Below are 18,928 nucleotides of genomic sequence, written 5' to 3' on the forward strand. Positions count from 1 at the left end.
GCTGTGTCTTAAGCCGAGTAATTTTCGCTCAACGCTCTTTATTGCGCTAAGCGAAACTTTAGTGTCGCCTAACACGACTACCAATAGGTGATTTCACCTAACGCATTTGTTTTCGCACAGCGAAAATTTGAGGGTCGTCTCCACCCCTCGTTCCGATGGAGGCGGAGGCCCGGGATAGGCTCACGGATCGTGTTGGTTGAGGTGCGCCGAACGGGATCAGACTCATGAGCGCGGCAACGTTGCTCACGCCCTGCACCAACCTGAAAAAGGCACAACATGCCCGGCGCGGCTGCTCAGACGGTTCGCTGATTTAGCGCATGGGATACGTCGAGTCGAAAAAAAGCCGACCGGTTAAGGTCGGCTAAAGATTCTGGCTATTCCGAGGGTGTGCCAGAACCTGAGAGGGCCACATTATGCCGCACTATGCCGCAAACCGGCACGGCAAAGGCGGTGCGCCGCTTTCAGGGGAGGTGCGGTCCGCCCGTCAGCACAGGCCAGATAGCCGGTGATCGGCAGCAGCCCGCCCACGAACGGTCGTTCGCCGGCAAGCCGCTTTAAGGCAACCTATGGGTTCAATAAAAACTATTTAATCTTATTATTTAATAGTGCGGGTTTATACTTAGCTCCGCTGTCGTCGCAGCACCAATTGTCCGGCATTCAACAACGCCGTTCGCGACCAATCACTGGAGGTTTCACCATGCTCAAGTCACTCATTCCCGCCTTTGTTCTCGCTTCGGCCTTGGCCATGCCAGCCGTATCGTTCGCCCAATCGAACGGGCCTGTCACCCGTGCGCAAGTGCGCGCCGAGCTTGTCCAGCTCGAGAAAGCCGGCTATCACGTGGGCGATGGCCACACTACCTATCCGGTTGAAATCCAGGCCGCCGAAGCCAAGGTTGCCGCGGAGAACGGTGTAGCAAGTGGTTATGGTGGCGCCGCAGCGGGATCTTCGGAAGCAGGGCGCCCGGTCGTCTCGACGACCGATTGGGATGCGATGTACAGCCGCCATTAATGAGGTGAATTCGGACCCACGGGCAGGCCGACAAAGCATGTCGCCCGAGCGTCGTGGTCTGAGCGCGCAGTTCGCTTTTGTACCTTGTTAGAAACCGTCCCGCTTACTGCGGGCAGGTTCTGCTGGCAGGCCAGTTTCGGTTCGAATACCTCAACAGGTGGGACATTCAACGAACAAGGAAGTCGCCATGTCGTTAGCCGCGCTCGCACGGGTTCATATCTCACGCGCTTCACAGTCCTCACCAAGATCTGCAATTCGTCCTTACGTCCTTCGCTTCATCGCTCATGACGGCACGCGCTCGGTCGTCGCATTTGCCAATCGAGATGAACGCGACGAGCGCGGCGCCCAGCTCGTGATGCTTGGCACCGCGGTAACGCTAGCCACTGTGCGGCGTGAGTATGAGTGACGCGGCGATCTGAAATTGCGGGTAACGTGCGCCGCTACTGAAGATTTTGAGTAGCTGTGCGGGGTCGACGGCGCCATTCAGGCGTCTGTTTCGCCTTCGTCACCGGCCATACGGTTATCAATAGCTAGCGCCTTGATCAGGAATATTGATTAAGTGCGGACTCGAAAAGCGGCTTCCACGAAAGGATGTGCCGGCTGATCAGATCGCTCGCCTCTTTGGCGTTCCCCTGGGCAGCCAGATCCACCATTTGATAATGCTCTTTTACCGACTCTTGCTGGCGTCGACGACCTTCGGAAGAATCGATCCCATAGAGCCGCATGTCGTCGCGCAATTGCATCACCATTTTTGTCAGGAAGGGGTTGCCAACCTGTCCGACAAGCGCTTCGTGAAAAGCCCGATCGGATGCGATGTATTTCGGCAGGTTCTCCGCTGCGACTGCGTTTGATACTTCATCAGCAAGCGCGATCAGCGCGTCGCGGTCTTTGACACCTTGACGCGCGAGCGTCTCGAGCGCGAAGCGTTCGAGCAATTCCCGCATGGTGAAGAGGCTGTCCAGTGCTGCCAGAGAAAGCAGTTCAACGCGGAAGCCACGATTGCGCATCGCAACCAGCAGGCCGCTGCGAGTGAGTTCCAGCAACGCCTCGCGAACCGGGGTGGTCGAGACGCCAAGCTCGGTAGCAAGTCCCGGTACTGAATAAACGGCGCCGGGTGGCGTACGTCCAGACACGATATCCGCGCGCACATGGGCGACGACTCGCTCGCGCAAGTTGCCTGCGACGACGTCTTGCAGGTGTTCCATTTCGCTCCTCTTTTTGATCAATGCCATTGAGGCTTACGTAGGCCGACAGAGTAGTGCGTACCGACGCCGCTGCCATTGTTATGGCCGCCGCACACTGACCTTTTCGCGCTTTAGCGATAGCTTCCGTCATGTAACGCGCTACTCAAACTACGGATAATCTTAAACTGTTTTTCGGCTGATGACACGGCTTGTCTCAGCATCGGTTGGCTTAAATGTGGAAGCGCTTCCTTAATTTCCTGTCCGACCCGTGGATCCGATGATCGGCCGGCCGAAAACGTTCTGACGACAGACGGCCTGTTCGCTGTAACGCCCTACAGAAGGGGAAGTTCGCGCGTTGAAAGCCATCCGGACAGACGGCCAACGACCGCCGGACAACAGTTTGGCAGACTTAAGGGTTTTCCCTTATTGCCGCCAACAAATTCGAGATTAAAATCCACTCACTTCGTAGTAACGCGCTACTCGTTCTACGAACTTTTTGACGGCAGATTTTTATTGTTCTACAACACGAGATCCAGACAAAAAGCGCATCACTCACGACAAATCGGTAAGGTACTCGTAATAATTCCAGCCGTCTGATGGCTCTTCCAATACGTTGTTCGTAAGAGAACGGGGAGCTCACTACACCAATGGCGTTCCGTCCATAGTCACAGGACGCCTGCGGTACTTCACGAGGGAATGATGCGAGTACTACTGGTAGAAGATGATGTACATATCGGTCAAAGCCTGTTTTGCGCGTTGAAGGGTGCGGATTACACCGTTGATTGGGTACGTGACGGCAAGTCCGGCAAGGACGCGATCGGCAATGCTTATTACGCAGTCGCGTTACTCAATCTGGGCCTTCCGGGTATTTGCGGCATAGACCTGCTAAAAGCATCGCGGGCTGCCGGAAACAGCGTCCCTGTATTGCTCCTCTCCGCCCACGACGATCCCGAAACGCGTGCGCGTGGTCTCGATACGGGTGCCGACGATTTCGTACTCAAGCCAATTGATGTCCGCGAACTGCTGGCGCGCATTCGCGCTGTGCTTCGGCGGACGGCGGGCTATTCCACCTCGCGAATCGGCGACGAATCGATCAGCCTCGACCTTGATAAGCGCACGTTCTTTCATAACGGCGTGGAGTCGTCGCTCTCGGCGCGGGAATTCGCGCTGATGCATGCTTTTCTGGAACGGCGAGGCACCGTCCTGTCCCGAGGCCAACTCGAAGAACGCTTGTATGGTTGGGGTAGAGAAGTGGAGAGCAATGCGATCGACGTGTTGATCCATGCAATGCGAAAGAAGTACGGACAATCGTTGATCCGCAATGTCCGTGGTGTGGGCTGGACGGTCATGCCAAGGGAAACTTCTCACGGTACGGCGCGCAGCACGATGTCAAGCCGCAAGGGCTTGCCAACCCATTGATCTGGCAAAGCGCCCATCGTTCCCACTTGACCGCAGGACCGCGAGCTAGCTCGCGTCCTCCGACGCGATCACTTCACGCGGCTCGGCGCGCTGCGGCGCACGACGTCCGCACCCGCGCCGACCAGTCGTGGATGCACCGGAATATCCGTTTCTTTCACTGCGAAACGTTTGAGTAGTTCCCAATACCCCCTTGAATCACGAAGCCACCGTTCTTCGTCGCGTAAGCATCGCGCCGAATCCGGTAGGCACGTGGGATGTGATACCACGGCAGATGCGGCAGATCATGATGCACGAGGTGGAAGTTATTGCTCAGATACAGAAGCCGCACTAGCAACATGACGACGCTGAGCGGCGGCCCGACCATCAACCGGCCAAGGAAACTCTTGCGCATACGCCATAACGTACGTTGCCATGCCGTTGCATTCATCCATTGCTCGGGCAGCACGTAGTTGCTCTCCGGATCGACGTTCGGAACGGTGAGGCTTTCATCGCGATGATGCGCGATGTGAGTATCGCGATAGATCGCGTAGGGATACCAGATTGCAAGCGGGATACTGCCGAGCAACGTGTTGACTGGCGCGGAGCGCGTCGGATGACCATGAAGCAGTTCGTGCTGAAGTGACATGTGCCACGTGCACAACACGAGGCTCTCTCTCTGAGAAGGGAATTAGGCGAGGTCAGTCGATGAGGAAATAATTCGACGCTAACTGTGAACGTAAAAAATTCAAACTGCCGCCGCAGTGCTGACCGTAGTCATTGAACGACGCCACGTTTCCAGTCGCAGGCTGATCGGCGGCTATGGGCCGCGTGAGCGCGTCCTAACCCTGTCGTAACGGCATGCGCATAGTGGACTCCAACCAGGTCGGCCAATGCGATTTCAGATCTGCTTGCGTTCGGTGACCATAGCCAGAAAGCCTCCACGGTCACCGCGCTGCGAAGGGCTTTTAACCTTGCGCCGAGCTACGCACGAAACTCCTGTACGGTGTTTCGCCTGCTGGCCTGTGAAAGAAAACGCGAGTAAGCAGAGACGTATGGGTGTGGAAAGCGGTTGGGCACTCCTGTTTCAACTTTTGAATCACCGCATCGATACTGTCGACGCCCCCATCGGCTGCGGTGATCAAATCGGCTTGCTGAATTGCGTTGAGTTTCATATGGGATCCTGAAGTTTACGAGTTGTTTCAGACGGTCATAGAGCGCATCGTTTCCGACGCAGCTCGCGCCACATGGAGTGCGCGGCGCGAGCTGTGTCGCGACAGATAGCTATGGCGCACATATGGCACAGCGCAATTCTGAATCGTGAAAATTAGCGGAAAGTGAGCGGATGCGCGCCCGATTGGTTGCGTCCAGCGCCTGTCCGCCTGGCATTAATTCGCAGCTAATTTGACCAGCGCATTGTCGCCAACTAATCTTTTGTTGCGATGGTAAGCAGGCGTACTTTTTGAACTCGCAAGGAAATCTCATGAGCACAATCGGAAGCAATACCGGCGTGACTTCAGACCTCGCCGCGCCGCTGCAGGTGCGTGAAATCGGCAGCTTTCACGTTGGCGGCCAGATGGTTTCGCTAACTGGCATGGCGCCACGGCTGCGTGTCAGCACGGCCCACGGCGCCGTTCATCCCATCGATCCCAATGGAGAGATGATCGTTGGCCAGATGTACGTCCAGTATGTGAAACTCGCGGCGCCGCGCAGCCGGCATCCTCTCCTGCTATGGCATGGCGGAGGAATGAGCGGCGTCAATTGGGAAACGACACCAGATGGGCGCCCGGGATGGCAGATGTTTTTCCTCCGTGCGGGCTTTGACGTGTTTGTGTCCGACGCGGTTGAACGAGGCCGGGCGTCGTGGGCGCCTTATCCCCACGTCTACCCGGACGCGCCGTATTTCCGCACGGCACGCGAAGCCTGGGAAGAAACCTTCCGCTTCGGTCCGGCTGACTCCTGGCATGCCGACCCTGCACAACGTCATTCTCACGACGGGCTCCGCTTTCCCGTGGCGCAAATGGAAGCGTTCATGAACCAGTTTGTGCCCCGCTGGGGTGGCAACGATACGCTCACCCAGCACGCCTATGATGCACTCATCGGCCACCTCGACAGCAGCATCGTGCTGACCCACAGTCAAGGCGGGAATTTTGGGCTCAACGCCGCATTGCATGCTCCCGATCGTATCAAGGCTGTGATCTCGCTCGAGCCGTCTGGCGCACCCGACCCGGAACAGTGTGACCCCGCAGCTTTGCGCGGCATTCCGCATCTGTTCCTTTGGGGCGACTTCCTGGCTCAACATCCTTTCTGGGTCAATTCTGTGCCTAACGTGCGGCGATGGTATGAGGCGCTGGCCGCCGCGGGCGTGGACGTGCAATGGATCGATCTGCCTGCACGTGGGATCGCCGGGAATAGCCACGCGTTGATGGCCGACAATAACAGCGACCTGATCGCCGAAATCGTGTTCGACTGGATGCGAGAAAAGAAACTCCATTGATCGCGCCGGAAGCCGCCACGAAATCATTCTGAGCTAATTCTGCGAGTCTACGATCCCCACAATTGATGGCTGACCATCGGAGGTTCGATTGCATGCCATTGCGTCACCGGATACCGATCGCGAGCATGACTTGATGCCCGCGGTGCACAATGTGAGGAGTAGCGTCATGCAGCCGAATTTCAACCACTCAACAACAGTGAACAGCACAATCGCCATCCCCGCCATCGGGGTCAAGGTTCAGGTGCGTATTGCTCCGACAGCGACCGGGAATCAGGCGACACTCATAGAAACTACGGACGAATCTGGATACGGGCCGCCCCAGCACCGACACGAACGGGAAACCGAAATCTTCCACGTGCTGTGCGGTCGATACCTGTTCGAAGTGGACGGCAAGCGCACCGTTGTGAGCGCGGGCGAAACCCTGGTTGCTCATGTGGGCAGCACCCACCGGTTCACCAACATCGACGACCAGGCGTCCCGAATGCTGGTACTGATCACACCGGGACTCGACGCGGCTGCTTTTTTCACTGAGCTTCGCAGTGTGATGGCGAATGGTGAACCCGAGCCTGATGCATTGCGGGACTTCGGTACGAAATGGGATGTCGAGTTTCTCGGCCCCCCGTTGACGGCGTAACGGTTCGGCTGCGAAGAAAGGACATGCCGGAACAAGGCGGCAAGCCCTTGACGATCCTCAAATAACCTCCTTCAGGTGCCTCACAATCGCCGCGGTCACAGCCATCTTGCCGTGCTCCGCGCGCTCCAGCATGCCCACGATTCGCCTCGCGTCCGTCTGGGGCAGCGGCATCACCCGTAACGCGTCATCGCGCATCCACGACGAGCGCCGCAGCAGCGGCACCACCGCGACGCCGATCCCTTGGCGCACTAGTTCGGCAATGCCTTCCAGCGAGTTGAGTTCGAGAAATTCGTTCACCTTCAGGCGCTGTTTGCGTATCGCGCGATCAATGACGACGCCGGTTCGCTGCGTCCGGTCAAATCGCAGGAATCGCTGCGACTTGAGCAACTCGGGCACCGATTCGGGAACCATGGTCGCATTGGCGAGCAGCACCAGCGGTTCCGAATAGACAGGTGTCCATTGCACGCTGGCCGGCCGGCGCCCAATGGTGTCGATGATCACGGCCGCATCGATCTCGCCCGAGTCGACGCGCGCGGCCAGGTCGACGGATTTTGCCGCCATGATCCGCACATCGAGATTTGGTCGCGCGATCTTCAGATGCGCCGCGGCCTCGGCGAGTGCGCCCACGACCGATTCGACCGCCCCGATGGAGACCGGCCCGACGTCTTCTTCGAGGCCGCCCGCCGCCATCCGCATGGCTTCATACAGCGAGAGCAATTGCTGCGCGTGCGGCAACAGGCTTTTGCCCATCGCATTCAGCATCACCTTGCGCCCGCAGCGGTCGAACAACTCATGTTTGAACTCGATTTCGAGTGCGCGCATCTGCATGCTGACCGCCGATTGCGTAAGCGCCATCTGCTCGGCGGCAACCGCGAACGAGCCGTGGCGTGCCACGGCCGCGAAGGTACGGAGAAAGCGTAACGTGCTCAAGTCAACCTCGACAACACCGGAAATGGATGCGCCCGCAACGGATCGGACACGATTGATTCATCAAAAATTTTGAAGCGAATGACAACAAATTTTAGCTTTCTTTGATGATAACGGCTATGGACAATGCGTAGTCAGAAGACGAACCGGTATCAGGCACACGGCATGAAAGTGACCCAACTGCGTTTCAGTGCTGACGGGGCCGCTCGATTTATCCAAAAACAGACTATTTGCCGTGCTCAAGGAGACATACATGGATGTACCCGTTCAACGAGGCGAATCTGAGGCGTTGTCTCGCGCTGCCACGGGCACGCGGCGGTTCGACGCGCGCGTGATTGTCGTTGCAACCGTCGGCAATGCGCTCGAGTGGTTTGACTTCACCGTCTTCTCGTTCTTTGCCGCGATCATCGCGAAGCAGTTTTTCCCGAGCGACAACGCCACCGCCTCGCTGCTGGCGGCGTGGACAACCTTCGGTGTAGGTTTTCTGACGAGGCCGCTCGGCGGCATCATTCTCGGCAATTATGCCGACCGTCACGGGCGCAAGTCCGCACTGGTGGTGACGATCTCGTTGATGGCGCTCGGCGTGGGGATCATTGCGTTTGCGCCGACCTACGCGCAGATAGGCATCTTCGCGCCGATCCTCATGCTGATCGGACGCTTTCTGCAAGGTTTTTCCGCTGGCGGCGAAGTGGGTAGCGCAACAGCGTTTCTCGTCGAACATGCACCGGTGGAACGGCGCGGCGTTTACGGCAGCTTTCAGATGATCAGTCAGGCGTGCAGCATGCTGCTGGGCGCGCTGACCGGCGTGGCGCTGACCCAGTTTCTGAGTCCGGAGCAGCTCGACCAGTTTGGCTGGCGCATTCCGTTCATGCTCGGATTGCTGATCGTGCCGGTGGGGCTCTATGTGCGTTCGAAGCTCGATGAATCGCCCGTTTTCAAGCATCAGGTGAAGCGGTTGCCGACGGCAAAATCGCCGTTCTTCGAGTCCATCGTGATTCACTGGCGGGCGATTCTCGCCGGCTTTGGTCTGACGGTGTACGGCACGATCGGCACCTACATCTTCTACTACTTCATGCCGAGCTACGCGACCAGAACGCTGGGCATCCCGTTTTCGAGCAGCGTGATTGCTTCGTGCTGCGCGGCCATTGCCTATATCGCCGCGACCTTCGCTTCGGGGCTTATCTCGGACGCTGTCGGCCGCAAAAAGCCGATGATGGTCTCCACCGTTCTGAGCCTGCTGATCTCATATCCGCTCTTCGCGCTGCTGACAGGCCATCCGACACTGCCTGTGCTGATTCTTGTCCAGTGCTGCCTGATGGCGTCGCTCGGCCTCTTTCAGGGCTCGTACTGTGCGTTCGTCTGCGAACTGTTTCCGGCGCATGTGCGCTCGACGGGCATGGCCATCGGCTACAACTTTGCCGTGATGATATTCGGCGGCTTCGCGGGTGCGATTGCGACGCTGCTCATCAAGGTGACCGAGGACAAACTCGCGGTCGTCTATTACGGGCTGTTCGGCTGCGTCGTCGGATTCGTGACGATTGCACTGCTGAAGGATCGCTCGAAGCAACCTCTGATTTAACCGGCCAAACGAACCACTTCTCAAGCAAGCAGGAACCCTTATGAAAATCATTCCCGAGATTACCCAGGCTCAAGCTGAGATCCAGGCAATTCGTCGCGACATTCACGCGCACCCGGAACTCTGCTACGAAGAGAACCGTACCGCGGACGTCGTCGCTCAGAAGCTTGCGTCGTGGGGAATCGAAGTCACGCGCGGACTCGGCAAGACGGGCGTCGTCGGCGTGCTGCGTAACGGCTCCAGCCGCAAGGCGATCGGCTTGCGTGCGGACATGGACGCACTTCCGATCCAGGAGCTCAACACGTTCGCGCATGCGTCCCAGCATACCGGCAAGATGCATGCGTGCGGCCACGACGGCCATACCGCCATGCTGCTCGGCGCGGCGCAGTATCTTTCGCAACACCGCAATTTCGATGGCACGGTCGTGTTCATCTTTCAGCCCGCCGAGGAGGGCGGTGGCGGCGCCAAGGCCATGATCGAAGACGGACTGTTCGAACGCTTTCCGGTTGATGCCGTGTTCGCGCTTCACAACTGGCCCGGTATGGCGGCCGGCGAATTCGGCGCGCGGGTCGGCGCGACGCAGGCGTCGAGCAACGAATTCCGCATTCAGGTGAAGGGTGTCGGCGCGCACGCGGCCATTCCGCACAACGGCATCGATCCGGTATTCACCGCGATGCAGATCGGCACGGGCCTGCAGAGCATCATGACGCGCAACAAGCGTCCGATCGACGCGGCGGTCCTGTCGATCACGCAGATCAACGCGGGCGAAGCCGTCAACGTGATTCCCGATACGGCGACGCTTGCCGGCACGGTGCGCACGTTCTCGGTGGACGTGCTGGACCTGATCGAAACCCGCATGAAGCAGCTCGCCGAAGCGACGGCGCTCGCCTATGGCTGCAGCGTCGAGTTCTCGTTCCGGCGCAATTATCCGCCGACCGTCAATACGGAGAAGGAAACGCATTTCGCGCTGGACGTGATGCAGGATATCGTGGGCAAGGACCGGGTGGAGACGAACATCGATCCGACCATGGGCGCCGAAGACTTCTCGTTCATGCTGCTCGAGAAGCCGGGCTGCTACGCGTACATCGGCAATGGTCACGGCGATCATCGGGACCACGGTCATGGTCTTGGCCCCTGCATGCTGCACAACACGAGCTACGACTTCAACGACGACGTCCTGTCGCTCGGTTCGACCTACTGGGTGCGCCTCACCGAATCGTTCCTGACGCCCGCGTAAGTGCCGGGCCGCGCGCGGACACACCGGACACACGTCTCACGAGGAGAACCGATGAACGAATCACAGTATTTCCAGCGCTCTTATGCGAACGCCCGGGAGCGTTACAGGCGGGCTGCCGAGGTTATTCAGGCCCGCGTGGAAACGCACGTGATACCGGAGCACCAGGGTCTCGAAGGCGAAGACCTGTCGACCGATGTCGTGCGCCTCGGCCCCGCCACGGCGCGGCGAATGCTCGTGCTGACGTCCGGCACACACGGGGTCGAGGGCTTCTGCGGCTCGGCGGCGCAGATCGCGTTGTTGCATGATCGTCCGCTGCAGGCGTTACTCGACAAACTGAATGTCGCGATCCTGGTGGTCCACGCGATCAATCCGTACGGCTTCTCGCATTTGAGCCGCACGAACGAGGACAACGTCGATCTGAATCGCAACAGCATCGATTTCTCTCAGCCGCTGCCGGTTAATCCCGCCTATGACGATCTGCACGCATTGCTGGTGCCGTCGAGCTGGCCGCCGTCGGACGAAAACGCGGCGGCCATTGCGGACTACATCTCGCAACGCGGTGAACAGGCCTATCAGCGGGCGCTGACAGTGGGGCAATATCAGCATGCCGACGGCATGTTCTTCGGCGGCCATCGTTCTGTCTGGAGCACGCGGGTATTGCAAAGGGTGTTCGAGCAGCATGGCGCAGCGTGCGACAGCATTGGCTGGATCGATTTTCATACGGGACTGGGCCCGTACGGACACGGCGAGAAAATCTGCGTGGGGCGGCTCGGTAACGGCGAGCTGCAGCGCGCCCGCAACTGGTGGGGTGCCGACGTGACGAGTCCGCTGGACGGCACGTCGGTTGCAGCAAACGTAGCGGGACCCGTGCTCGACACGCTGCGGCGGACCTGCGCGCATGCCGACACCACGGCGATCGCGATCGAATACGGCACGATTCCACTCGTCGACATGTTGCACATGCTGCGGGCCGATGTCTGGCTGCGCCAGCATCCCCAGGCGGAGAAGCAGCAGATCAACTCGATCCGCGAGGCGATTCGCGCAGCCTTCTATTGCGATGACGACGCATGGCGGGGGATGATTCTCGGACAGGCGCGCGCGGCGATTCTGCAAGCTGTCATGGGGCTGTCGCGCGAATCGGCGAACGTCGGGTCAAGCTGACCGGAGTGTCGAGAGGCGGGGCGCCCATGCATCGACAGATGCTGAGGTTCTCATCGGTCGCCGGCTCCGTTCTCAGGCGTCGGCGAGCGGCGGCGTAAGCACCGTGTAACATTGCGCCATGCACAATCATCTTGTCGTTGCGCTGGCTTACGACCGGCTCTGTACCTTCGAATTCGGCTGCGTGACCGAACTGTTCGCGCTCGAGCGCCCGGAACTCGGCGTGGACTGGTATCGCTTCGCGGTGTGCGCGAGCGAACCCGGTCCGATTCGCGCAGCCGGCGGCATCACCGTCGCCGCGCCATACACGCTCAAGCTGCTGGATCGGGCCGACACGATCGTCATCCCCGGCTGGCGCGATGCCGACGAATTGCCGCCCGAGCCGCTGTTGAAGAAAATTCGTGCCGCCTACCTACGCGGCGCGCGCCTCTGCTCGATCTGCTCCGGCGTGTTCGTGCTGGCCGCCTCGGGCGTGCTCGACGGCAAAATCGTCACCACGCACTGGCGCTACGCCGACAAATTGCAGCAACGCTATCCGCAATTGCACGTGCAGCCGGATGCGTTGTATGTCGACGAAAACCAGATCATCACCTCGGCGGGATCGGCGGCGGGGCTCGATATGCTGCTGCATCTGGTGCGACGCGATCATGGCAGCGCCGTCGCCAACCGGGTCGCCCAGCGGCTCGTGGTGGCGCCGCATCGCGAGGGCGGCCAGGCGCAGTTCGTGCCGCGGCCGATGCCGCAAGACGAGAGCGGGCGTCTGGCGAAACTGATGGACTGGGTGCGCAGTCATCCCGCGTTGCCGCACACCTTGCGCTCGCTGGCCGAATGGGCCGCGATGAGTCCGCGTACGCTGCAGCGGCAGTTTCACGACGCCACCGGCATGGCGCCCTACCAATGGCTGGTGCGCGAACGCGTGGCGATCGCGCGAGAGCTGCTCGAAGCGCCGACTCCGTTGCCGATGGCGCGTGTTGCGGAGCTGGCGGGCTTCGGTTCCGAGGAATCGCTGCGGCGGCACTTCCGGCGTATCGCCTTGACGAGCCCAGGCGCGTATCGTAAGAAGTTTGGCGTGCAGGCAGATGCGCAGGCGAGCGGATAGGGCCTGCATCGAGCCGCCTGAAGGGGAAACACATGTCCGATATTGCACAGATCATCGCCAGCTTCAATGCGGGCCGGGACCCTGAACGGCTCGCCATGAAATACAAGCTCATGCGCGGCTCGCCGTTCGTGTTTTTGCGCGGCACCTGTCACCTGTTTTACGCGCGTTTGCCGCATGACAAGGTGCTCGACGAAGCGCCGCCGGTGTGGATTTGCGGCGACATGCATCTGGAGAATTTCGGTAGCTACAAGGGCGATAATCGCCTGATCTATTTCGACAACAACGATTTCGATGAAGCCTGTCTGGCGCCCAGTCTTTACGAACTGGTGCGGCTCCTGACGAGCGTGCTGGTCGGCGCGACCGACCTCAAGCTGAGCCGCGCGCAGGCACTTGCGCTGTGTCACACCGCGGTCGACGCCTACGGTGCGGCGCTCGCCTTCGGCAAATCACGCTGGATCGAGCCGGAGACGTCGATCGGCATGGTGCGCGAGCTGTTCGACGCGCTGGCGAGCCGCTCGCGCGCCGCGCATCTCGACCGGCGCACCGTGCTCAAGGGCAAGACCCGCGTGCTGAAAGTGGACGGCAAGAAAGCGCTGCCGGTCAGCGACAAGGCGCGCGCCGCTGTCACCGACTTCATGAATAAATTCGCCGCGGGCGAACCCAATCCCGACTTCTATCGCATCATCGACGTGGCGCGGCGGATTGCCGGCACAGGCAGCCTGGGCGTGGACCGCTATGTGATTCTCGTCGAAGGCAAAGGCTCGCCGGACGGCAACTATCTGATCGATCTGAAAGAGGCGCTGCCTTCTTCGGTCACGCCGCATGTGCGCACGCCGCAGCCGAAATGGCAAAGCGAGGCGCAGCGCGTGGTTGAAATTCAGCGGCGCAATCAGGCGGTCTCGCAAGCGTTCTTGCATGCGGTTGAATTCAATCAGCGCTCGTATGTGCTGCGCAGTTTGCAGCCTTCGGAAGATAGGGTGGCGTTGAGCGATTGGGACGGCAAGCTGCCGCGGCTCGAAGAAGTGATCAACAGCATGGCTGAATTGAGCGCGTGGGGGCAATTGCGCAGCGGTGGCCGGCAGAAGTCGTCGATTGCGGATGAGTTGATTGCGTTTGGTAATCGGCGGGATTGGCAGTTGCCGTTGATTGAGCTGGCGACGCAATGCGAGGCGCAGGTGATCGCCGACTGGAAGGTGTATTGCGAAGCCTACGACGGCGGCGCGTTGAATCTGGCGGCGAAGAAGTCTTAACGGCGCGTCACGGCGGGCGCTTAACGCGGTGCCCGGCGCTTTGCATCGATCTTTTGGGGCGGCTGTCGCCGCGCCCCGTCTTTTCCTTCGAGTTGTCTCAGATCGGCCCCTCAGTCCCCATTCATCTTCATGCAGGTATATCTCGCGTCCAACGGGACTGCGTGCAGCCTGTCTAAGTCTTCTGTTTTTCTTACTGCGACGCGCCGATGGCAGGCAGGCTCGTTCGTAATTCTCTACGGATTACGTAGGATGTCTGAGTGAAATTGTGTGCGGGAATTCTGAAAATTGTAATTTTGGGAATTTTCGGATAGCAGGGATGTAATGCTCCTTATAGGTTACTTGTGGTTAAGGCAAGTAAAACCAATAAGGATGACTATGAAAAATAATAGATTTGCCGAGGAGGCGGCGGGCATGGCGGCTCGCCTGCTAGCCGTATTCATGCTGCTTATGGTCGCGTTTGATGTTAACGCGGCAGATTACATGCAATGCATGCAGGCATATCAGAAGTCTCTCGGGACTCCCGGGACCCCGACCTGCGCTGTCCAGGTGGCAGGCACGACACCTATGTCGAGGGGCGCAGACGATCCGTTCAACAGCATGAATTACTACAACTGTCCCAATGCCTCGGACTGGATAAAGGACTATTGCGGCGGCGCACCGGTTCCCCCTTCTCCGGAAGGCTCGTGCCCGGTAGCGGACCCGGTATTGCCGGCAGAGGGCATCGTCACGCTTTCCGAAACTGACTTTGCGAGCGGCGATGCGCTCCCATTCGTCTTTGGGCGCACGTATCTTTCGAGGCTTTATGACACCTCGCAGACAGCGATGGGCCGCAACTGGGTCAACAACTGGCAGCGCAGGATTGATCTGACGGCGGTTAATGCGAGCGCGCCGAAAATCGTTGCTTATCGGGGTAACCAGCAACCTTTGACGTTCAAGTGGAACGGCAAAGCGTGGGCCGTGCTGGGAAATCTGGGGCTCTCCTTGACGAATGCTGGCAATGGAGACTACCGCCTGACAGACGAACTACTCCGTATGACTGAAGTTTATTCGGGCAACGGCAATCTCTATTCCGAGACCACCCGCACCGGGATGATCCGCAAGTTTGGGTTTGACTCCAGACAGCGGATGGTGCAAATCAACCAGTGGCCGGTCGATCAGATAGGACCGAACGGATTCAGGATCACCCTTCAGTATGACGATAGCGATCGTATCGTTGGCATGGTAGATCCTTTGGGCAAGGTCACACAGTTCTGGTAAGACGACACTCAGCGACATGTACGGCACGAGCACGTACAGCTTCAGTTTCCCGGACGCCTGGCGTCCTGGTTCAATCGTTACACCAGCCGGAACGATATCGCGCAAGTGGGATATCGCGGGGAATCTGACGCAGAGAACGACTCCTGAAGGAGATACACAGGACAGGCGAACAGGGGCTGAAGGCGGTCGGGACGGGCAGTCAACTGACGGTCGGCGCACGCTACGATGACGCGGGCCGTCTTCTGTCGGCCACGATCACCCAGAATGCCACGAAGACAGGAGACTGGACCTACACGTACGACGCGAGGGGCAATATCGCGACGACGCGAGATGCTATGTCGGGTTGGTCGATGCGAACGCTCGCTCGTGACGCCGCGAATCGTGCAACAGCGATAGCCGGCAATAGCGGTCAGGCGGACATCAGTTACGACGAACGCGGGCGCGTATCTGTTTTTCAGTATGACGAGAAGGCAGGTGCTGTCAACGGTGGACTCGCCCGCAAACTGGTGGTCCGGTACGGCTATGCTGCGAACGGCACGGTGTCGACGCGTACAGCGACAGTGGCAAAGAATGGTGGCGGTCAACAGCCGATCAGCGACGCGGAACTGGGCGTGTGGCTCACCAACTGGGAGTTGGGTAACGATCCGGTTTCGCCACCCGCTAACCTTACTGGAATCCAGTCCGACGGTAAGGCCTTCGTCCCACGACTCTGCGTTGAATGCTATGTGGCGTGGAAAGCCAAGTTGACGGGGACGCTTTTTGGTAATGAACTGAGCGAAACACTGCCGAAGTGGGGCGAGACGACAGAGCTGATGCTGAGCGATCAGTTGCAGGTTCCTTATCCCGCTCTTGTGCCGGACTTGACCAGCTCTGCGAAAAGATCGCTGCTTTACAGCGCTCTCTTCGGAGCCGGAAGCGGTGGCGGTGGGATGATTAAGTGTGGTGGCAGGGAAGCCCACGAGAGTGAATGCTATGCTCAATACGAGAATGATAGGGATGAGTGCGCTCTGTTAGCTGGGCCAAGGGGTAAGCGAAACTGGAGCCTGTGTTTAGCGAACGCATTTGATAGATATCAACAATGTAGGGGGTATTGATGGCTAATCGTCCGCCGTATTGCATGGTTTTGACCTACACCGAAGATCCTCAGCAGTTGATCATGCAAGCTGTAGATTCAACCAAGCTGGCTTCGCTCGTGGGTGGAGTCATGGAGGTGCCGTTTTTTTTGGAAGGTGACGAGTTCAAGTTTGACGACGAATTGGCGCGGCAGCTCGGAGTTGCAGTGCTCAATGTGATTGCAGCGGGCCGTCCTGACATCAAGAGACTCCTGAACGTCACGCAGCACCCAATCGACGAGCCGAACAGCGCAGAGGATACTGATGGTTAAGCGTACGCCTTATTCCGTGATTGTGACCTATGTCGAAGATTGCCAACCGTTGATCGTGGAAGCTGTTGAACCAGCAAAGTTGACCGCACTCGTTGCCGGAAAACTCGAAATGCCGATCTTGTTGGACGAATACGATTTCAAGTATTGATGCAAAGAACTTTTAGACCTCAAGAACGCGAGCTTCTTGAGTTTCTTATATCGGTCAACGCGTCGCTCTACAGCGCCGACGTAGCTCGCTGGATGGAGCAGATTCGAACCTGTACAGTGCGCGAAGTCAACGTTCCTTATTGCCTGTCGATCAGTCACAACGAGGAGAGCTATGGGGGCTGGGAGAATTCCAGAACGTTGACGCGTGAACTGATATCCGTCGACGAGGGTGTCCCGGTGCTTATTTACGCAATCGTCGATAAAACCTCGGCAGGTCTCGTCCTCGACTCGTTCAACATTGATCGCCTTGATGAACAGCCGCTTGCTAGCTATCCTGAGGCGGGCGACGGGTTAATGATTGTCGAGCGAAACAAGAGGGTCGGCGGGGCGGACTTGCGCCATCTGTATGGCGGATCGGGTTCGTAACGTACCTTGGTATGTGATCAGTCAGCGTAACACCTGACTTGTTGCAGCACTTCACCTTGGATCGCCGGACAGCGCCAACCGCCTGTTCAATCCGGCTTCAGCCAAACACTCTCATGCGCGGCGCATTTTCCCGCCGCGCATGCCAGCCCTCTCCAGACAAACCCTGATTGCTGCGGTGAATCCGCCACTGCTATCGTTCGCTGGTCGCTTGTGGAAGCGCTTCCACTTCTGCCGTGAACGGGCTCGGAAACAGCTTCCACATCGACGTCCGCCGTACCCGGTTCAATGACCTCAGCGCAGGAGAGAATCCGTGGCAAACGACGCATCGGTTGTATCCGACACCCGCTCCCCAGCAGTTTCCAACGGCTCGCTCGCCGATCCCTTCATCCCGCCCGCGGACTCCACGCTGTGGCGCAAGAACTTCCTGCTGGGTGCCGCCACGGCCTCCTATCAGATCGAAGGCGCCGTAAACGAAGACGGCCGCCTGCCATCAATCTGGGACACCTTCTCGGCCACGCCCGGCAAGGTGTTGGCCGGCGACACAGGCGCCGTGGCCTGCGATCACTATCACCGCTGGGAAGCCGACATCGACATGCTGGCCTCGCTCGGACTGGAAGGCTACCGGCTCTCGATAGCATGGCCACGCGTCATGGACGCAGCAGGCGCGCCAAATCGCCAAGGACTCGACTTCTACAAGCGCCTCCTGAACCGTCTGAAAGAGAAGGGCATCACGACCTTCGTGACGCTCTATCACTGGGACTTGCCGCAGCATCTGGAAGACCGCGGCGGCTGGCTCAATCGCGACACCGCATATCGTTTTACCGACTACACCGACCTGATGAGCCGCGAACTGGCCGGCACGGTCGACGCGTGGGCGACGCTCAACGAGCCGTGGTGCTCGGCGTATCTCGGTTACGGCAACGGACACCACGCGCCGGGCCTCGCCGATGGACGTTTCGCGACGCAGGCAATGCATCATTTGCTGCTCGCGCACGGCCTTGCGATCCCGGTATTACGCGCCAACGATCCGGCTTCGCAGAAAGGTATCGTGGCCAACATCGGCCGCGGCACGCCCAATAGCGACAGCGCCGCAGATCAGCGCGCCGCGCATCTGTTCGAAGTCCAGCACAACGCATGGATTCTCGATCCGCTGCTCAAGGGCGCGTATCCGGAAGAGCTGTTCGAACTGTGGCCGGGCACCGAACCGCTGATTCTCGACGGCGACCTGCAGACCATTTCCGCGCCGCTCGATTTCCTGGGCATCAACTATTACTTTCGCAGCAATGTTGCGAGCGACGGCGCGCACGGATTCCGCGAAGTGCCGCTCGAAGGCGTCGAGCGCACGCAAATGGGTTGGGAGGTCTACCCGGATGGCTTGCGCGATCTGCTGACCGGCTTCCACAGCACGTATCACAACCTGCCGCCGATCTACATCACCGAGAACGGTATGGCTTCGGATGATAAGGTGATCGACGGCCACATTGACGACACCCAGCGCATCTCGTTCCTCAAGCGCCATCTCGCGGCGGTCGATCAGGCGATCAAGGCCGGCGTGGATATTCGCGGCTATTTCCTGTGGTCGCTGATGGATAACTTCGAGTGGGCGTTCGGTTATGAGCGTCGCTTCGGTGTCGTGCACGTCGACTACAGTACCCAGAAGCGTACAGTCAAACGCAGCGCGGAGCTGGTGGCGAAGTTCTTGAAGGAGCGTAAAGCACAGGTCTGACGGCAGGTTGAGCTGGTTTGTA

At 59.1% G+C, this 18,928-nt stretch carries 18 protein-coding genes and 1 pseudogene; 15 read left to right on the forward strand and 4 right to left on the reverse strand.

Annotation, left to right across the window (positions count from 1 at the left end; translation table 11 throughout):
* The first annotated feature begins 697 nt into the window (after window positions 1-697).
* Complete coding sequence (locus tag PQR53_RS23420; RefSeq protein WP_408459060.1) at window positions 698-1,009, forward strand: DUF4148 domain-containing protein; 312 nt, start codon at window positions 698-700, stop codon at window positions 1,007-1,009.
* Window positions 1,010-1,551: 542 nt separating this feature from the next.
* On the opposite strand, the gene PQR53_RS23425 is transcribed toward PQR53_RS23420, so the two are convergent.
* Window positions 1,552-2,241, reverse strand: a complete 690-nt coding sequence (locus PQR53_RS23425) for a GntR family transcriptional regulator (protein WP_408459063.1) — start codon at window positions 2,239-2,241, stop codon at window positions 1,552-1,554.
* Window positions 2,242-2,892: 651 nt separating this feature from the next.
* On the opposite strand from PQR53_RS23425, the gene PQR53_RS23430 reads away from it, so the two are divergent.
* Window positions 2,893-3,612, forward strand: coding sequence for a response regulator transcription factor (locus PQR53_RS23430; protein ID WP_408459066.1), 720 nt, complete (start codon window positions 2,893-2,895; stop codon window positions 3,610-3,612).
* 68 nt (window positions 3,613-3,680) lie between these two features.
* On the opposite strand, the pseudogene PQR53_RS23435 reads toward PQR53_RS23430, so the two are convergent.
* Both PQR53_RS23435 and PQR53_RS23440 read right to left on the reverse strand, forming a co-directional pair.
* Window positions 3,681-4,258: pseudogene (locus PQR53_RS23435) on the reverse strand (fatty acid desaturase); the annotation flags it as partial.
* Between the two features lie 298 nt (window positions 4,259-4,556).
* Window positions 4,557-4,763 (reverse strand): hypothetical protein, encoded by a 207-nt coding sequence (locus tag PQR53_RS23440; RefSeq protein WP_408459069.1) that lies wholly within the window; start codon window positions 4,761-4,763, stop codon window positions 4,557-4,559.
* Window positions 4,764-5,050: 287 nt separating this feature from the next.
* Here PQR53_RS23440 and PQR53_RS23445 point away from each other — a divergent pair, with 287 nt between their 5' ends.
* Together PQR53_RS23445 and PQR53_RS23450 are read left to right on the forward strand one after the other, a co-directional pair.
* Window positions 5,051-6,085: an alpha/beta hydrolase gene (locus PQR53_RS23445; RefSeq protein ID WP_408459072.1), complete on the forward strand. Its 1,035-nt coding sequence runs from the start codon at window positions 5,051-5,053 to the stop codon at window positions 6,083-6,085.
* A gap of 166 nt (window positions 6,086-6,251) precedes the next feature.
* Entirely contained in the window at window positions 6,252-6,719 is a 468-nt protein-coding gene (locus tag PQR53_RS23450; RefSeq protein ID WP_408459074.1) for a cupin domain-containing protein, read from the forward strand.
* A 57-nt stretch (window positions 6,720-6,776) separates the two neighbouring features.
* On the opposite strand, the gene PQR53_RS23455 is transcribed toward PQR53_RS23450, so the two are convergent.
* Window positions 6,777-7,649: a LysR family transcriptional regulator gene (locus PQR53_RS23455; RefSeq protein WP_408459077.1), complete on the reverse strand. Its 873-nt coding sequence runs from the start codon at window positions 7,647-7,649 to the stop codon at window positions 6,777-6,779.
* Between the two features lie 250 nt (window positions 7,650-7,899).
* Between PQR53_RS23455 and PQR53_RS23460 the strand changes: the two genes are divergently transcribed.
* The 11 genes from PQR53_RS23460 (at window position 7,900) to PQR53_RS23510 (ending at window position 18,906) form a co-directional block, all read left to right on the forward strand.
* Window positions 7,900-9,225 (forward strand): MFS transporter, encoded by a 1,326-nt coding sequence (locus tag PQR53_RS23460; RefSeq protein ID WP_408459080.1) that lies wholly within the window; start codon window positions 7,900-7,902, stop codon window positions 9,223-9,225.
* Between the two features lie 40 nt (window positions 9,226-9,265).
* Entirely contained in the window at window positions 9,266-10,459 is a 1,194-nt protein-coding gene (locus PQR53_RS23465; RefSeq protein ID WP_408459083.1) for a M20 aminoacylase family protein, read from the forward strand.
* Between the two features lie 51 nt (window positions 10,460-10,510).
* The gene (locus PQR53_RS23470) at window positions 10,511-11,620 is read left to right on the forward strand and encodes a M14 family metallopeptidase (protein ID WP_408459085.1); all 1,110 of its coding nucleotides are present in this window, start codon (window positions 10,511-10,513) and stop codon (window positions 11,618-11,620) included.
* Between the two features lie 118 nt (window positions 11,621-11,738).
* Entirely contained in the window at window positions 11,739-12,716 is a 978-nt protein-coding gene (gene ftrA, locus PQR53_RS23475) for a transcriptional regulator FtrA (protein WP_408459088.1), read from the forward strand.
* Window positions 12,717-12,748: 32 nt separating this feature from the next.
* The gene (locus tag PQR53_RS23480) at window positions 12,749-13,966 is read left to right on the forward strand and encodes a DUF2252 domain-containing protein (RefSeq protein ID WP_408459090.1); all 1,218 of its coding nucleotides are present in this window, start codon (window positions 12,749-12,751) and stop codon (window positions 13,964-13,966) included.
* A 375-nt stretch (window positions 13,967-14,341) separates the two neighbouring features.
* Window positions 14,342-15,223, forward strand: a complete 882-nt coding sequence (locus PQR53_RS23485; protein ID WP_408459092.1) for a DUF6531 domain-containing protein — start codon at window positions 14,342-14,344, stop codon at window positions 15,221-15,223.
* 254 nt (window positions 15,224-15,477) lie between these two features.
* Window positions 15,478-16,317, forward strand: a complete 840-nt coding sequence (locus PQR53_RS23490; RefSeq protein WP_494471272.1) for a hypothetical protein — start codon at window positions 15,478-15,480, stop codon at window positions 16,315-16,317.
* Entirely contained in the window at window positions 16,317-16,607 is a 291-nt protein-coding gene (locus PQR53_RS23495; RefSeq protein ID WP_408459096.1) for a hypothetical protein, read from the forward strand. The genes PQR53_RS23490 and PQR53_RS23495 overlap by 1 nt, the downstream gene beginning before the upstream one ends.
* Window positions 16,600-16,755, forward strand: coding sequence for a hypothetical protein (locus PQR53_RS23500; RefSeq protein ID WP_408459098.1), 156 nt, complete (start codon window positions 16,600-16,602; stop codon window positions 16,753-16,755). The genes PQR53_RS23495 and PQR53_RS23500 overlap by 8 nt, the downstream gene beginning before the upstream one ends.
* The gene (locus PQR53_RS23505; protein WP_408459101.1) at window positions 16,755-17,180 is read left to right on the forward strand and encodes a hypothetical protein; all 426 of its coding nucleotides are present in this window, start codon (window positions 16,755-16,757) and stop codon (window positions 17,178-17,180) included. The genes PQR53_RS23500 and PQR53_RS23505 overlap by 1 nt, the downstream gene beginning before the upstream one ends.
* A gap of 310 nt (window positions 17,181-17,490) precedes the next feature.
* Entirely contained in the window at window positions 17,491-18,906 is a 1,416-nt protein-coding gene (locus PQR53_RS23510) for a GH1 family beta-glucosidase (protein WP_408459103.1), read from the forward strand.
* Window positions 18,907-18,928 lie beyond the last annotated feature (22 nt).

Source organism: Paraburkholderia fungorum, from assembly GCF_046027605.1.
In the GTDB taxonomy this organism is placed as follows: domain Bacteria; phylum Pseudomonadota; class Gammaproteobacteria; order Burkholderiales; family Burkholderiaceae; genus Paraburkholderia; species Paraburkholderia fungorum_F.

What these genes read in the sequence shown, in the direction of transcription:
- PQR53_RS23505 (WP_408459101.1), top strand. Translation starts at nt 16,755, where the DNA reads ATGCAAAGAACTTTTAGACCTCAAGAACGCGAGCTTCTTGAGTTTCTT.
- PQR53_RS23450 (WP_408459074.1), top strand. Translation starts at nt 6,252, where the DNA reads ATGCAGCCGAATTTCAACCACTCAACAACAGTGAACAGCACAATCGCC.
- ftrA (WP_408459088.1), top strand. Translation starts at nt 11,739, where the DNA reads ATGCACAATCATCTTGTCGTTGCGCTGGCTTACGACCGGCTCTGTACC.
- PQR53_RS23480 (WP_408459090.1), top strand. Translation starts at nt 12,749, where the DNA reads ATGTCCGATATTGCACAGATCATCGCCAGCTTCAATGCGGGCCGGGAC.
- PQR53_RS23460 (WP_408459080.1), top strand. Translation starts at nt 7,900, where the DNA reads ATGGATGTACCCGTTCAACGAGGCGAATCTGAGGCGTTGTCTCGCGCT.
- PQR53_RS23425 (WP_408459063.1), bottom strand. Translation starts at nt 2,241, where the DNA reads ATGGCATTGATCAAAAAGAGGAGCGAAATGGAACACCTGCAAGACGTC.
- PQR53_RS23485 (WP_408459092.1), top strand. Translation starts at nt 14,342, where the DNA reads ATGAAAAATAATAGATTTGCCGAGGAGGCGGCGGGCATGGCGGCTCGC.
- PQR53_RS23465 (WP_408459083.1), top strand. Translation starts at nt 9,266, where the DNA reads ATGAAAATCATTCCCGAGATTACCCAGGCTCAAGCTGAGATCCAGGCA.
- PQR53_RS23495 (WP_408459096.1), top strand. Translation starts at nt 16,317, where the DNA reads ATGGCTAATCGTCCGCCGTATTGCATGGTTTTGACCTACACCGAAGAT.
- PQR53_RS23430 (WP_408459066.1), top strand. Translation starts at nt 2,893, where the DNA reads ATGCGAGTACTACTGGTAGAAGATGATGTACATATCGGTCAAAGCCTG.
- PQR53_RS23470 (WP_408459085.1), top strand. Translation starts at nt 10,511, where the DNA reads ATGAACGAATCACAGTATTTCCAGCGCTCTTATGCGAACGCCCGGGAG.
- PQR53_RS23440 (WP_408459069.1), bottom strand. Translation starts at nt 4,763, where the DNA reads ATGAAACTCAACGCAATTCAGCAAGCCGATTTGATCACCGCAGCCGAT.
- PQR53_RS23420 (WP_408459060.1), top strand. Translation starts at nt 698, where the DNA reads ATGCTCAAGTCACTCATTCCCGCCTTTGTTCTCGCTTCGGCCTTGGCC.
- PQR53_RS23500 (WP_408459098.1), top strand. Translation starts at nt 16,600, where the DNA reads ATGGTTAAGCGTACGCCTTATTCCGTGATTGTGACCTATGTCGAAGAT.